Source organism: Providencia sp., from assembly GCF_052096715.1.
In the GTDB taxonomy this organism is placed as follows: domain Bacteria; phylum Pseudomonadota; class Gammaproteobacteria; order Enterobacterales; family Enterobacteriaceae; genus Providencia.
This window is the reverse complement of sequence record NZ_JBQDNB010000009.1, coordinates 97,230-113,330: the sequence shown is the minus strand read 5'-3', so window position 1 is coordinate 113,330 and position 16,101 is coordinate 97,230. Positions and strand designations below refer to the sequence as shown.

The window sequence follows — 16,101 nt, the reverse complement described above, 5'->3', positions numbered from 1 at the left end:
TTAGGAATATCTCCAAATCAAAGTGTGAACATTTTATTTGTTTAAATTCAACCAGTTATCATTATCTTGATTGGGCTAAAATATAATTCACAATGAATTATATAAATTAAAAATTAGTTTATTGAATATGAGAATTATATTGTTTAAATGCTCGTTACAGAAAGGCCACACAATATTTTCTTAAACTAACTTTAAAAGGATTTAATTAATGGATATTCTTGATATTACAACTTTATTGAGTCTCGGTCGTGAAGTTGTTGCCCATAAAGCTACTGACCATGGAGTTAATATTTACGAAGAAAAGGGCACGGATAAAGTAGTGATTGAAGTACCAATTGAAATAATGACTGAAGTAGCGGTTGAATTAGTGACTGAATTAGTGACTGAAGTGCCAATTGAAGTAATGACTGAATCGGCAACTGAAGTAGTGGCTGCTTGTGGTGTAGATTCACATAAGAAAATTGAAACATTAGTGTCTTCATTTAGTGGTCTCAATCAAGCGCAAATCGAAATGTTAGTGTCTTCATCCAATAGTATCAACCAAGTAGAAACAGTTTCCATGGACTTTGAAAAAGCAGTCAGCTATGCCGAATCATTTATTGAATGCCCACTAGCTGTATTTTAATTCTCAGTAACCTATTATTTGCAGCCTTAATGTAATCATTAAGGCTGCAGAATATCTGTCTACTTCCCTTGAATTGAGATACATCGATTTAAAGTCCTTTAATTGTTAACATCTTAATTTGATAGGGAAAATAATAAATATCATTAAATGAAAAATTTCTAATGGTTAATTATTAAAAATTAACAAAAAAACTAAAAATGAGGCTTAAAGTATGAAGCATGGTAATGAAGTGAAAATCAATTATGTTATTAATTTAAAAATTGAAGCCCTAAGGTTTCAAAGAGATTCAAATAAAAATTATAATAAAATGGAAAAACATTTAAGAAATCAATGGAAATATATTAAGAAATATGAAAAAGGCGTAAAGAAAAATCAGCAATTGAATGATGCTGAAAGTCTTGTTGAATATAGTAAAAATATAGCCATTATCAGCCAAATGGAGAATATCTATTATTCTTATGAATATGATTATAAAAAACAAAAGGCAGAAATAGAAAATTATATCTCTAGCATAAATAGCACTAATTTTTTTGATACACGAATAGAGCAATTAAAATTAAGCTCAGAGCCTAGAGCTTTAACTGTGGATGATGATGTTAGTAAATATATTGAAATGCCTAAAATGACAAAGAAGAAAGAAGAATTAATGAATAAAATATCGGATAGTTGTCATCATTTTAATGCTAAATATAATGAGATTACTTCTTTGCTTGTTAATTTAGATAATGCCGTGCAAAATTTTTATATAGATGACTACAATCAAAATCTACAGGTTGATTATAAAATTGAAAGGGGTATTCTTTCTAATGAAAAAGAAAAAATATCTAAAGAACTGATTGAGTTAAAAGCTAAAGTTAGCAATAAAGATTCAGAAAATATAGCTTATTATAATCGTATTATTAAACGTAAAGAAAGAAAAATTGAAGCTATAGAAAGTGAATTAGAGGTTATCCGAATCGTACGTATGGAGTATGAATCAATTGATTTAGAAAAAGAAATGGGGGAGCCTAATGTTACTCAAGAAGAGTCGGGAGAGTTTAATTTTACTCAAGAAAAGGTGGAGAGTAAAGAAGAGTTTATTTCTGATGTTGATTCACAAAAGCAAATCGGGATATTAGAGTCTTTTGTCTGTAGTTTCAATTCAATAGAAAAAAGTTGCATAGATTCTAAAACAACAACTGTTAATTATTTCAATTTTATTGAAATGGCAATGCCGGTATTTTAATTTACAATAATCTATTATCTGCACCTTAATTTAATGATTAAGGTATGAAATAGTCTGACTACATCCTTTTAATCAAAGTATATCGATTTAGAGTCTTTAATTACTAATATTTAATTTGATAAGGGAGAGGGGAGTGTAATGAAAATAAAAAGGAGTTCCGTTTATGGACTTTTTGAAAAGTGATAGTGAAGAAAATAATATAAATAAATTAACCAACATAGAAATCAAGTTATCTGATCTTGAAGATAAAATCAAACAAACAAAAAGCAGGATTGAAAAATATAAGGAAATTTTTGAAGTTAAAATAAATGTAATGAAAGAACAGATTGAAAAATATAAAGATGAAATAATATATAATGAGCTCTGCAAGGCTATTAGTAATATTGAAAATAATTTCACTAAAAATACCGAGAGATTGCACTTTACCTTTTTGCATGTGGACAATTTTATTCGGCGTACGAGAAGTCGATTTCATTGTAAGACTGATAGAGATCAAGCATTAAAGGAAGTGAGTTTTGATTTTAATAATAACGAATATATCAAAGATTATATGGAAGTATCTATTGGTAACTATCATTTTAAAAAAAAATTGCCAGAAGAATTAAGCGGGAATGTTAATAAAATAGCAAATATGAATGCCAGTTTGAAATCAAATTTACATCAAATGATAAAAAAAATAAGACAAATAGAAAAAGAGTACCTCAAAATTGAAGCAGGTAAACCCTATAAAGGACCTAGTTATAGTAATCAATACATAGAACTAAGTAATGATATTAATTTTTTATCACGGGTAATTAAAACAGAAACTGATCCAGAGAAACTGGACTCACTTAAAGCGGAGAAAGCAAGCTATGAACAACAACGAATCAAAATAAAAAATAGTTTAGATAATGCTAAGTCAAAAAAAATATTTGCTAGGGATCATCGAGAACAATCCTTTGTCAATGATAAAATAATCTATGCTGAAATGCTAAGTTCGTTAATAAATAGCATTGATGAAAGTGAAATGTTAACTCCTAATAATAAAAAAATATTACCTGAATATTTAAATAATACGCCTTTGATTTTTGATTTTAGTTAATGTCTTAAAATTCATGAAAAAAGGAATAAAAAAAGCAGGAAAAATGTATTTCCCTGCTTTTTGCACGACTAAAACGTATGGTTAACTAATGTGTGGTGCTGGTATTTAACACCTTGGCACCGTCATCAATTTTAGAACTGTTGGCTGTCCACCCTTTCCAAGAAAGAGGTACATAAGCAACAGCCACTGCTAACAATGATACGCCTGCGACATAATAAGCGGGTGCCATATGGGATTGTTGTAACCAAGCACCTGTCAAAATTGGGGTCAATCCACCGAAAATCGCATAAGCCACATTATAAGCAAATGATAATCCAGAATAACGAATCTCAGGTGGGAACGCACGAGTACTGATAATCGGCGTCGTTGCAATAGCCCCCACAAAGAATCCCATTAAGGCATAGTTAAAAATCAAAGTATTGGCTGCGATATCTGTAGATAAAGACGAGTAAAAATAAATTGCTGTTACTGCAAGGCCGCCCCAAGAAAAAGTCATTGATGCGCGAGTACCCGCTTTATCACCTAGCCATCCCCAGAAAATACAGCCTAAAGTTAGCGTTAAGGTGGCAGCGCAGTTTGCCTGCAGCGCAATATTACGGTCAATATTATAGATGCCCTTTAACACCACATCAGGGGTCATTAAAATTGTAACAACGATCGCGGTTGATAATGACCACGTTAATGCTGCGGTTATCATACAAGCTTGTTTATGAGAGCGAATGACTGTTTTTACAGGTAACTCTTGAGATAAGGCTTTTTTTGCGGCTAGCTCTTTGAATATCGGTGTTTCTTGTAAGAAACGGCGCAAATAAACAGAGATAAAACCAAAAATACCACCAAGAATGAAAGGAATACGCCAAGCAAACTCATGAACTTCCTGTGAAGTATAAGAACGTTCAATAATAATTGCGACAATAGAGCCCAGCAAAATACCACCGGTAATGCCCGAGGTTAATGTGCCAACGCCTAAACCATAACGTTGTTTAGGGGTATGTTCTGCAATAAAGACCCAAGCGCCTGGCATTTCACCACCAATTGCTGCGCCTTGCATAATACGCATTAATAATAATAGTAAAGGTGCAGCTGCACCAATCGTGGCATAAGTTGGTAAAAAGCCGATAACAAAGGTCGGAAATGCCATTAAGAAAATACTTAATGTGAACATTTTTTTACGGCCAATTTTATCGCCAAAGTGGGCCATAATAATACCGCCAAGAGGACGGGCAAGGTAACCCGCAGCAAACAAACCTAGCGTCGCCATTAGTGCAAGAAATTCATTGTCTCCTGGGAAAAATAGTTGAGAAATGATTTTTGCGTAAAAGACGAAAATAACAAAATCATAAAATTCTAGGGTTCCGCCTAATGAGGATAAGCCTAATGTTTTATAATCTTCTTTACCCAAGGGTCTTGCCGAGGGCTGGCCGGTTGTTTGCGATGACATAATACTATCCTTCTAAAATACCCAAAAATATTGATGGGAAATGACAAGCTATTTTTGCTTTGAATAAATATATTAGTGATTAATTAATATTAGTTGTGTGCAGATAAGCGGTATAAAACGTTGGATGGATGAACCTAGTTAATACTGTGTATCTTTTGCATACCCTCATTTATAGCAGAAAGTTTCATATTCTGTAAACCTCGACTGTTAAAACAAGCATAACATTCTTATTAGTTGATTTTTTATGGTTTAAGCATTCAATGTGAGGATAAATAACATTATATGATGTTAATAATAACAATTTGGCAGACGATCGTATATTGGCGTTGGTAATTTAAGGCCATAATTTATAGAAAATAAATGAATTGTTACTCTTTTTATTTAAATAATAAGGGGAGAAACCTATTTCATGACATTAATTACAACTAATAGTAGTAGCGAATAAATCTATTTGAATAAATAGAATAAGTTTAAATGACCTGTTTATTGCTGTCTGGCTAGTTTGATTAAGTAGTATGAAAATATAAACTGGGGGATTGTAAAAAAAACATGCCCAGAAGGAAGCTGAGCATGTTTGAATAAAGCGCTAAACCAAGAAGAGGGTGGCAAGACCAAGGAAAATAAAGAAACCACCGGTATCAGTGATAGCCGTGATCATCACACTTGAACCAATCGCGGGATCTCTACCGATCTTGAGCATAAGGAATGGCACTAATACACCCATAATGGCGGCCATCAGTAAGTTCAGTATCATCGCGAGCGTCATGACGGCACCCATCGCGAGGTCGCCATAGAGAAGGTAGGTGACAACACCCATAATTCCTCCCCAAACGACACCGTTAATCATGGCGACACCAAGCTCTCTAACTAAAAGGAATGAGAAGCTATTATTTCGGATCTGGTGTAGGGCAATTGCGCGGACAATCATCGTAATGGTTTGGTTACCGGTATTACCCCCGATCCCAGCGACTATCGGCATGAGTGTCGCTAAGGCCACTAGCTGAGAGATAGTATCTTCAAATACACCGATAACACGAGAGGCGACAAATGCAGTACAAAGGTTAATTGCAAGCCATGCCCAACGTGTTTTAACAGCTTGTCCTACAGGTGCAAAGACGTCCTCTTCGGCGCTTAATCCACCCATACGACGAATACTATTGTCATTTTCTTCGTTTAAGTTATCAACGATGTCTTCAACAGTCAGTCGTCCCATCAACAGACCATTACTGTCAACCACCGCGGCAGAAATCAAGTCATACCGTTCGAACGCACTTGCCGCATCTTCCCCTTTTTCATCGGGTAAGAAGGTGACCGTATCGGTTTTCATCACATCCGCGACAATTTTTTCAGGGGATTGGATCAGTATTGTGGTAAGTGGAAGCTCCCCTTGAATGTAATTATTGTTGTCGACAACAAAAATTTTATCTGTGGCTTCAGGAATTTTTCCGCGTTGACGCAAATAGCGTTGCACTGTTTTTAAGGTGACATTAGGACGCACGGTAACGAATTCAAAATCCATCATCTGGCCGACACTGTCTTTTGCATATTGCAAAACTTCACGAATACGGCTGCGTAAACTTGGGTCTAAATAGGTGAGCAGCCTGCGCATGGTATCGCGAGGTAAATGTTCGGCAATATAGGCTTGCTCATCAACATGTAAATTGGCGACGGCCCGTAGAAGTTCTCTATCGGACATATCTTTAATCAAGCTGTCCCAAACGGCAACAGAAGCTTCAACTAACACTTCACCACGGTCGTTATTATCGACAAGACGCCATAAAGCAAGACGCTCATCGTAAGGCAGCATTTCTAAAATATCTGCAATATCGGCGGTGTGGAGGTCAAGTAGCAACTCTTTTACAGTATTGACTTTTTCACTAAATGCTTTGTCATCACTATCGACATGTTGATCTTTTTCAACAAGGCGATGAACGAATTCTTCGTCATCCAAAAATATCGTTAGGATCTGCTGGCGGATATGCGCCAGTTTTTGTGAGTGCGGATTTACTGTTGATACCGCATCGTTAGAAAAAGCATGTTGTGACATTTTAATCCTTAAAACAATAAGAGCGCTAAGGGCGCTTCTAAACTAATCCGTCTGCTAATTGACGAAATATCTTACTACCATTGTCACCGATCCCGGCAAAATATCAAATATATGAGTAATAAGGTAGTCAATTTTATATTTATAAGTCAAATAGCTAAGTTTAAATCACTACAAATGATAGATTGAAGTTACTCATATTCTGGGCTGATGGTTAATTGCCAACCTGGCACATCTTCCCAATAAGCACTTTCTTTCTCAAGGTCGAGTAGCATAAGTGCATTTCGCGTTAAATATTCAGCAGGTAAAAATAGGTTCCAATGGTCATCATCGGTTTCTATTCTTAGCGATGATGGGGTCGTTGTCGATTGGCGCTGGTTATTTAACAGTATCGATAGCCGCAAAATTTGAATTAACGGCATAAACTGTTTTCGTTTATAAAGGTTAAACTTCGGAATATCATCATATTTAATCACTCGGCGATGATTACGAACCAGTGTCGCTAACAGTAATTGCTGTTCTTGATTAAATCCGGGTAAATTAGTGTTCTGGAGAATATAAGCGGAATGTCGATGCATACCACTGTGATTAATACTCAAACCTACTTCATGCAGCATGACTGCCCAAATAAGTATTGATTCAAGTTGTGGATTTAACTGTTTGGGATTTTGCTTACCCCATTGATAATAAAGCTCTTCCATCGTTTTGAGAACTCGCTTGGCTTGTTCTCTATCAATATTATAGTGCTCCGCTAGGCTTAGTGCAGTGCGTTGGCGGATATCTTGATGGCGAAAACGACCTTCCATTTCATAGAGAACACCTTCACGTAAGGCGCCGTCAGAAAGGCGTAACTCTTTAACGTTGAGTGAATCAAAGACAGCAATTAAAATCGCTAATCCGGGCACAAAAACATGTTTGCGTTCATTAGAAAGACCGGGAATATTTACCGCAGAGAATGACTTATACTTCAAGGCCATTTGTTTGATTTTTTCAAGCCGTTCACGGGTGATAATGCCGTCTTTTTCTTCCATTTCGAGCAACACTGCGTGTACCGCTTTGATGGTACCTGAAGCGCCCATCGCGACATCCCAGCTTTGTTTTTTAAATAAGATAGCGGCATTTTCAAGTTTCAAACAGGCTGCAAGGTAGGCTCGATTAAAATTTTCAGACGAAATGGTTTCATTAGGAAAATAATTGCGGGCAAAACTGACGCATCCCATCCGGCGGCTTTCAATTAACAGAGGCTCGAATTTTTCTCCAATGACAAGCTCAGTCGAGCCACCACCAATATCGATAACCAGTTTACGGCCTTTTTCCGGTTGAGTATGCTCAACACCCATGAAAATCAATCGCGCTTCTTCTTGTCCTGAAATAATTTCAATGGGATAGGGCATTATGCCTTTAGCGCGCTGCAAAAAATCTTTTACATTCGTTGCCACACGTAATGAATGGGTGCCTACGATACAAACGTTTTCAGGTGAAAAACCTTGTAAGCGCTCAGCGAATAGCGCTAAACAAGCTAGTCCTCTTTCCATTGCTTCTTCGCTAAGTTCATTGGTATCACTGAGCCCGTCAGCAAGATGCACCCGTTTTTTTAAGCGAGTAAGCACTTGTAATGCACCATTAACGATACGTGCAATCACCATGTGAAAACTATTAGAACCTAGGTCAATAGCCGCAATTTCTTGTGGTCTAGTCGTGGATGTATTGGTTATTGGCATAGTATCAAGCTCTTGTATCAGGCGTTTCGTGTGATTTTAAATAGTCATAAACCGCAAGTTGGGAACGAATTTTACGTTTATTACCGCGGGGAACATAATGATTACTTAAATCTTTGTCAACATAACGCGCTTTTACAGTATCGTTAAATTGTAACTCAAGAATATCTAAAACTAATTGTTTAAGACGTGGGTCTAGCAGGCGAACAGCGACCTCAATACGATAGTCTATATTACGAGTCATCCAATCTGCTGACGAAATAAAGACCTGTTCATCACCGGCGTTTGAAAAGACGTAAACGCGGTCATGTTCAAGAAATCTATCGACAATACTGGTTACTTGAATGTTTTCACTGTAACCCGCCTGACCAGTAACTAAAGAACACATACCGCGTACTAATAAGCGGATTTTGACACCTGCATTTGATGCATCATAAAGTTTATCGGTTAATTCTTTATCAACAAGGTTATTGATTTTTAATGTAATACCACTAGGTAATCCGGCGAGAGCATTACTAATTTCTTGATCAATGAGTTCATTTAATTTAGTGCGGGTATTTTGTGGTGATACCATTAAATTATCGAATGAAACAGGGCGGTATGGATTTTCAATAAAGCTAAAGACTCGGCGAACTTCATTGGTGATTTGTTCATTTGCAGTGAGTAATGAATAGTCAGTATAGAGACGCGCGGTTTTCTCGTTAAAATTACCGGTTCCAATATGTGCATAGCGGATAATTTCGCCATTTTCCATCCGCGAAATAATAAACAATTTAGCGTGGATTTTAAGGCCTGGCGCAGAGAAAATAACGTGTACGCCTGCTTCAGTTAATCTTTTGGCCCAATGAATGTTGGCAGCTTCATCAAAGCGCGCTTGTAGCTCAACCACCACTGTGACTTTTTTGCCATTGTGCGCGGCATGGATAACGGAATCAATAATCCGAGAATCTTTAGCGACACGATAAATATTGATTTTTATCGAGAGCACATTGGGGTCAAAAGAAGCTTGCCTCAGTAATTCTAAGGTATGTTCAAATGTGTAATAAGGGTAATAGAGCAGCACATCTCGTTCACGGATGGCATCAAATCCATTGCGAAAATTATCGAACCAACGATGGCGAAGTCTCGGCAATGGTTTATTTAATAAGTTTTTATTACCTTCATTTGGGAAGTTAATGAAATCTTTAAAGTTATGGTAACGTCCACCCGCAATAACAGAGTCATCATTAGATAACCCCAATTTTTGTCGTAGAAGAACCACCATTTCATCAGGCATATCTCGCTGATAAACAAAACGCACAGGTTCCGCGGTAAGGCGCTGTTTCAGGGTCGATGACATGATTTCAAGTAGGCTGGATTCCATTTCTGTCGCAATATCATATTCTGCATCGCGTGTCATTTTCATGGAATAAGCATTTAACTTATCGTAGTCAAAGAAGCCTTTAAAAATTTCATCAAGGGTATATCGCAAGATATTATCAATTAATACCATAGACTTTCGACGCTTGGGCATTTCGGGAGGCAAATTAACAAAACGCGGCACTTTATCTGATGGTATTTCTAATAACGCATACTGAATATCACTACCGTTAATAATTTCAACGGCAAGGTAGGTGTAGTCATCTTTTAGAAACTCGACTAAATCCGTATCCCGATTAATTAAAATCGGGGTAATGTGTTGACGTAAGTTTTGTCTGAAATATTGACGTACCCAAATTTGTTGGCGTGGGGATATTTGTCTTTCGTTAATTAAGAATATTTGGTTGCGAGCCATTTCAAGCAGTAAATCATTATACAAAACGTCAAACTCTTGTTCTTGTTTGGCGACTTTAGATTGGATGCGTTTAAGTAAATGACGAGAGCCACTGGCTGAGCCACGTTCTTCATTAATTAAAATCCGACGCTTCACATCGGCAAAACGGACTTTATAAAATTCATCTAAATTATTGGAATAAATGCCCAAAAAACGCATTCGCTCAATGAGAGGGTTACGCTTATCAGCGGCTTCTTGTAAAACGCGTTCGTTAAAAGCCAGCCAGCTTAACTCTTTTTCATGATAGAGACGTTCTTGGGACATTATTGCTCCGTAATACTCTAAGCGTTAATACTTATATGCCGTTGATATTAGATATCAATGTATAAATATGAATAATTTAGCTTTGATTAAACGCGCTGCTTAATGGCTGCATTTTTACTGACAACACTTTCAGGATTATCAGACTGTTGTTTCATTGCAAAATATTGGTGTTGAAAAACACACATACGAATTGCTGTATGATAGCGACCATTAACAAAAAACTCGTCAATTAATTCGCCTTCAGTATGAAAGCCTAGTTTATTATAAATATGAATAGCTTTTATATTTTCTTTATCGACGATGAGATAAAGCTTATATAAATTAAGAACAGAGAAAGCATAGTCCATCGCAAGTTTGGCTGCACGCGTTGCATAGCCTTTCCCTTGATAATGTGGAGCAATGATTATCTGAAATTCAGAGCGTCGGTGAATGTAATCGATTTCAACGAGTTCGACTAAGCCGACTTTTTCACTATCATTTTCAATGATAAAACGACGTTCGGATTGGTCATGAATATGTTTGTCGTAAAGATCGCTAAGTTCGACAAAAGCCTCATAAGGCTCTTCAAACCAGTAACGCATCACGCTGGCATTATTGTCAATTTGATGAATAAATGCTAAATCTTCACGTTCAAGTGGGCGCAACCTAAACGGATGAGCTTGCCCGGTAGTCATATAACACCTCTAATTATTTTTGGTATATGTTTATATATCGATTTTGCCGTTTTGGTAAAAACAGAAATAAACACACTGAATTAACTTCTAAGAACCATGATAAGGATACCATTTATTTGTAATAAAATAATGACTCAACGCAGAGAGTTTTTTTTCATGGCGAAGATTTATCCAGTTTAGGTGGGAAAATATTGAATAAGGTTAGAATAAAGAGAAAAAGGGCAGAAATTATTTTCGGCCCTTGATTTGATTAGCCTAGCGATTTAGCGGGTGTCGCTTAATAAAGGTCACTCGACAGCGGCACCTTGTGCAGGAAGTGGATTGCCATCTAACACCGCTTTGCCATCAATCATTGTTAATCGGTCATTCACAAACCATTGCACTACCATCGGGTAAATGTGGTGTTCTTTGGTTTTGATCCGCTCAATGACACCATTTTCAGTATCGTCTGTAAAAAGTGGGATTTTTGCTTGCAAAATGACAGGACCGCCATCAAGTTCTTCGGTGACAAAATGCACAGAAGTACCGTGTTCTTTATCGCCATTTTCAAGGGCTTTTCGGTGAGTATGCAACCCCGGATATTTAGGGAGTAAAGACGGGTGTATGTTGAGCATTTTACCCGAGAAATTTTTAACAAAATTCGATGATAAAATTCGCATAAAACCAGCAAGCACCACTAAGTCAGGTTGATATTGCGCTATTGTTTCCAGTAAAGCAGCATCGTATTCATCGCGGCTAAGATAGTTTTTAGCATTCAGACAAAGGGCGGGAATACCCGCCTCTTGTGCTCGAATAATACCGTATGCATCGCTTTGGTTGCTCACTACTGCAACAATATCAGCATTGATGGTGCCGTTATGGCAACCATCAATTAATGACTGCAAATTACTGCCACTACCGGAAATGAGGACAACAATTTTTTTCATTAGCGGATCACTACTTGCTCTTCACCTTCAGGTAATTGGCCGATGGTGCCAATCTGCCATGCTTTTTCACCTAATGCGGTGAGTAATGTTAACGCAGAGGCAACTTCGGTTTGAGGCAGAGCAATAATGATACCGACACCACAGTTAAACGTGCGATACATTTCATGTGTTGTAACTGCACCTGCTTGTTGTAACCAACTAAATACGCTCGGCCACTGCCAGCTATCGCCATCAATAATAGCTTGAGTATTATCAGGTAAAACGCGTGGAATATTTTCCCAAAAACCGCCACCTGTAATATGTGCGATAGCGTGAATATTATTTTTAGAAATCAGCTCAAGGACATTTTTCACATAAATGCGAGTTGGCATTAATAAATGATCAGCGAGTGATTTGCCCTCTAACTGAGTATTTTCTGGGTTAGTTTTGCTGACTTCTAAAATTTTGCGTACGAGAGAATAGCCATTTGAATGAGGACCACTTGATCCTAAAGCGATTAATGCATCACCCGCACTGACTTTAGTGCCATCAATAATTTCTGAGCGCTCAACGACACCAACACAGAAACCAGCAACGTCATAATCTTCACCATGATACATACCTGGCATTTCGGCAGTTTCACCACCCACTAAGGCACAACCTGATTGTTTACAGCCTTCAGCGATACCTGTGATGACGCTTGCCGCTGTATCGACGTCTAATTTGCCTGTTGCGTAGTAGTCGAGGAAGAATAGGGGCTCAGCACCTTGTACAATTAAATCGTTAACGCACATAGCGACAAGGTCAATACCAATCGAATCGTGACGCTTTAAATCCATCGCAAGACGTAATTTGGTGCCAACGCCATCGGTACCTGAAACCAAAACTGGTTCACGGTACTTCTGTGGCAGGGAACATAATGCACCAAAGCCTCCGAGTCCTCCCATGACTTCTGGGCGGCGAGTTTCTTTTACTACACCTTTAATGCGTTCAACCAATGCGTTACCTGCATCAATATCGACACCGGCATCTTTATAGCTGAGAGAGGTTTTATCAGTCACTACGGCCCCCAAGGCAATTGCATATTTAGAAAAATAAACTATCTTGATAGATATTCTAGCAGGCAACGCAAACGTTTGCGATAGCTTTGTTAATGAAAAATTATGGCAAAGACTCTTCAAGTTACCATGGTGTTAGCTACACTTAGTATTCATCCTTATAATATCGCTTAGAGATAAGCATATAAACTAGCTAATTAACTATTTGAATTAGCAGATATATTTAAAAAAACAAAATCTAACTGATTAAATTTTGACCTAAGTCAAGCGGAATCTAGTGGCATCTACCGAAAAAAGAGGTATAATCCGGCGATTTTTTTGTCCGCCAGTGTCTAAAACAGTAGGAGAAACCCATGAAGATCGTTGAGGTAAAACACCCTCTCGTTAAACATAAACTCGGCCTGATGCGAGCTCATGATATAAGTACTAAGCGTTTTCGTGAACTGGCCTCAGAGGTTGGTAGCCTACTCACTTATGAAGCAACCGCTGACCTAGAAACTGAAAAAGTAACAATAGATGGTTGGTGCGGTCCGGTAGAAGTTGAACAAATCAAAGGTAAGAAAATAACGGTAGTCCCAATTCTTCGTGCAGGTATCGGCATGATGAATGGTGTTCTAGATAGTATTCCAAGTGCACGTATCAGTGTGGTGGGTGTTTATCGTGATGAAGAAACACTAAAACCTGTCCCTTATTTCCAAAAATTAGCTTCAAATATTGATGAGCGTATGGCGCTAGTCGTTGACCCGATGTTAGCGACCGGTGGCTCTATGATTGCAACAATTGATTTGTTGAAAAAATCAGGTTGTCATGCAATTAAAATTTTGGTTCTTGTTGCTGCGCCGGAAGGTATTAAAGCACTTGAAGCCGCTCACCCAGATGTTGAATTGTATACTGCTTCTATTGATGAATATTTAAATGAAGAAGGGTATATCGTTCCGGGTCTCGGAGATGCGGGCGATAAGATATTTGGTACTAAATAATAATGAGCCGACTTAATGAGTCGGCTTTTTTTTGTTTGTTTAATTATTATTTTCTTAATTATAAAATCCATTATTAAAAGGATAAAACGAAATGACACGTCGTACGATCGGTGTTGAAGAAAGACCCCCTCTACTACAAACTATTCCACTGAGTTTACAACACCTGTTTGCTATGTTTGGGGCGACGGTTATCGTACCTATTTTGTTTGGTGTTAATCCTGCAACCATACTGTTATTTAATGGTATTGGCACATTGTTATATTTATTTATCTGTAAAGGACAAATTCCAGCTTATTTGGGTTCGAGTTTTGCTTTTATTTCACCAGTATTAATTTTGCTACCGTTAGGATATGAGCTTGCACTTGGTGGGTTTATCATCTGTGGTGTGCTGTTTTGCCTTGTTGCTTTAATTGTAAAAATTGCGGGTCGTGGTTGGATTAACGTCATGTTTCCACCTGCGGCAATGGGTGCAATTGTTGCAGTTATCGGTTTAGAGCTGGCGCAAACAGCGGCAGGAATGGCGGGTTTACTGCCAAAAGAAGGCGTGCCTGTTGAATCCTCCACGCTAATTATTTCAATTGTCACTTTATCAGTCACTATTTTGTGTGCAGTGGTTTTCCGCGGCTTTCTGGCGATTATTCCAATTTTAATCGGCGTGTTGAGCGGATATGCGTTGTCCTATTTCATGGGTATTGTTGATTTTACACCAGTTATTGAAGCGCCATGGTTTGCTTTACCGACTTTTTATACACCACGTTTTGAATGGTTTGCGATATTAACTATCTTACCTGCGGCGCTGGTTGTTATTGCGGAGCACGTGGGTCACTTAGTCGTCACCGCGAATATCATTGAACGCGATTTAATGAAAAGCCCAGGCCTGCATCGCTCAATGTTTGCTAATGGACTTTCGACAGTAATTTCAGGCTTCTTTGGATCGACACCTAATACCACTTATGGTGAAAATATCGGTGTAATGGCCATAACGAAAGTGTATAGCACATGGGTTATTGGTGGTGCTGCTGTGATTGCCATACTACTTTCTTGTGTCGGAAAATTAGCAGCGGCGATCCAGTTAGTGCCAGTTCCAGTCATGGGCGGTGTTTCTTTATTACTTTATGGTGTGATTGGTGCTTCCGGTATTCGCGTTTTAATTGACTCAAAAGTAGATTATAACAAACCACAAAATCTAATTTTAACGTCAGTTATCTTAATTATTGGGGTTAGCGGCGCGGTTATTCATATTGGACAAGCAGAACTTAAGGGAATGGCATTGGCAACAGTAGTGGGTATAGGAATGGCGTTACTGTTCCGTTTTATCACTTTTGTACGCCCTGAAAAGCAATTTGTCACTGCGGAACTTGAAGAAGTCGATACGAAGAAAAAATAAACTTTTTCTATATGAAAAGATAAAACTAATTGCCGGTGTGACGAAATACGCCGGCAATTGAAATTCTTACTGTTCATCTATCCTTGAAATTTATGGTAAACTTGTCCGCGTTAATTGATTTGCACAGTCAGAGGTGCTTCTGAACACACCATCACAGCTTTCACTGCCACTTTATCTACCCGATGATGAAACTTTCGCCAGCTTTTATGCAGGGGAAAATGATGCCTTATTATCTGCAATTAAATCAGCGATTACGCAATCTCATGGGAGCTATATTTATTATTGGTCTCGTGAAGGCGGGGGAAAGAGTCATCTGCTTCATGCAGCTTGTGCTCAATTGTCGGAGCAAGGTGTGGCTGTAGGCTATGTGCCATTAGATAAACGAGCTTATTTTGTACCTGAAGTTTTAGAGGGTATGGAACATTTATCACTGGTATGTCTTGATAACATTCAATGCATTGCTGGAGATGAAGAGTGGGAAATGGCCATTTTTAATTTCTACAATCGAATATTAGAAATCGGGCGTACTTGTCTTTTGATTACGGGTGATAGGCCGCCAAGACAAATTGATTTGGTTCTTCCTGATTTAGCGTCAAGGCTAGACTGGGGACAAATTTATAAGCTACATCCACTAAGTGATGAAGATAAAATTTGTGCGCTCCAATTACGAGCTCGGATAAGAGGGTTTGAACTACCTGAAGATGTGTGTCGTTTTGTTTTAAAGCGCCTTGACCGAAAAATGGGTACTTTATTCGATATTCTCAATAAGTTAGATCACGCATCTATCGTTGCACAACGTAAACTGACTATCCCTTTTGTAAAAGAAACTCTCAAATTATAGCATTCTCCGACTAGGGAAATGATTGGCAGCCAAATGACTGCCAAT

Annotated in this window: 12 protein-coding genes and 1 pseudogene; 6 read left to right on the top strand and 7 right to left on the bottom strand. The window is 37.9% G+C overall.

Features of this window, described 5'->3' with window-relative positions:
• Positions 1–208 precede the first annotated feature (208 nt).
• The 3 genes from ACTH6U_RS09575 (at position 209) to ACTH6U_RS09565 (ending at position 2,931) form a co-directional block, all read left to right on the top strand.
• Positions 209–625 carry a hypothetical protein gene (locus tag ACTH6U_RS09575; protein ID WP_441832083.1) on the top strand — a complete coding sequence of 139 codons (417 nt, stop codon included), beginning with the start codon at positions 209–211 and terminating at the stop codon, positions 623–625.
• Between the two features lie 211 nt (positions 626–836).
• Positions 837–1,850 (top strand): hypothetical protein, encoded by a 1,014-nt coding sequence (locus ACTH6U_RS09570; protein WP_441832082.1) that lies wholly within the window; start codon positions 837–839, stop codon positions 1,848–1,850.
• Positions 1,851–2,013: 163 nt separating this feature from the next.
• Positions 2,014–2,931 carry a hypothetical protein gene (locus tag ACTH6U_RS09565; RefSeq protein ID WP_294105772.1) on the top strand — a complete coding sequence of 306 codons (918 nt, stop codon included), beginning with the start codon at positions 2,014–2,016 and terminating at the stop codon, positions 2,929–2,931.
• A gap of 85 nt (positions 2,932–3,016) precedes the next feature.
• On the opposite strand, the gene ACTH6U_RS09560 is transcribed toward ACTH6U_RS09565, so the two are convergent.
• The 7 genes and pseudogenes from ACTH6U_RS09560 to purM form a co-directional block, all read right to left on the bottom strand.
• Positions 3,017–4,372, bottom strand: a complete 1,356-nt coding sequence (locus ACTH6U_RS09560) for an MFS transporter (protein ID WP_294105774.1) — start codon at positions 4,370–4,372, stop codon at positions 3,017–3,019.
• 586 nt (positions 4,373–4,958) lie between these two features.
• A pseudogene (mgtE, locus tag ACTH6U_RS09555) lies at positions 4,959–6,239 on the bottom strand (magnesium transporter); the annotation flags it as partial.
• Between the two features lie 368 nt (positions 6,240–6,607).
• Positions 6,608–8,137, bottom strand: coding sequence for an exopolyphosphatase (ppx, locus tag ACTH6U_RS09550; RefSeq protein ID WP_294105779.1), 1,530 nt, complete (start codon positions 8,135–8,137; stop codon positions 6,608–6,610).
• A gap of 4 nt (positions 8,138–8,141) precedes the next feature.
• A complete protein-coding gene (gene ppk1, locus ACTH6U_RS09545) occupies positions 8,142–10,211 on the bottom strand; it encodes a polyphosphate kinase 1 (protein WP_336429903.1) in 2,070 nt (689 codons plus the stop codon).
• 86 nt (positions 10,212–10,297) lie between these two features.
• Positions 10,298–10,885, bottom strand: coding sequence for a spermidine N1-acetyltransferase (gene speG / locus ACTH6U_RS09540; protein ID WP_294105785.1), 588 nt, complete (start codon positions 10,883–10,885; stop codon positions 10,298–10,300).
• 287 nt (positions 10,886–11,172) lie between these two features.
• Positions 11,173–11,811, bottom strand: coding sequence for a phosphoribosylglycinamide formyltransferase (gene purN, locus ACTH6U_RS09535; RefSeq protein ID WP_336429906.1), 639 nt, complete (start codon positions 11,809–11,811; stop codon positions 11,173–11,175).
• Positions 11,811–12,851 carry a phosphoribosylformylglycinamidine cyclo-ligase gene (gene purM / locus ACTH6U_RS09530; protein ID WP_294105790.1) on the bottom strand — a complete coding sequence of 347 codons (1,041 nt, stop codon included), beginning with the start codon at positions 12,849–12,851 and terminating at the stop codon, positions 11,811–11,813. The genes purN and purM overlap by 1 nt, the downstream gene beginning before the upstream one ends.
• A gap of 350 nt (positions 12,852–13,201) precedes the next feature.
• Here purM and upp point away from each other — a divergent pair, with 350 nt between their 5' ends.
• From upp to hda, 3 genes are all read left to right on the top strand, one after another.
• On the top strand, positions 13,202–13,828 hold the full coding sequence (gene upp / locus ACTH6U_RS09525; RefSeq protein ID WP_294105799.1) for a uracil phosphoribosyltransferase: 627 nt from the start codon (positions 13,202–13,204) through the stop codon (positions 13,826–13,828).
• Between the two features lie 91 nt (positions 13,829–13,919).
• Positions 13,920–15,215, top strand: coding sequence for a uracil permease (gene uraA / locus ACTH6U_RS09520; protein ID WP_294105802.1), 1,296 nt, complete (start codon positions 13,920–13,922; stop codon positions 15,213–15,215).
• Between the two features lie 133 nt (positions 15,216–15,348).
• Positions 15,349–16,056, top strand: a complete 708-nt coding sequence (gene hda / locus ACTH6U_RS09515; RefSeq protein WP_294105805.1) for a DnaA inactivator Hda — start codon at positions 15,349–15,351, stop codon at positions 16,054–16,056.
• Positions 16,057–16,101: the final 45 nt, after the last annotated feature.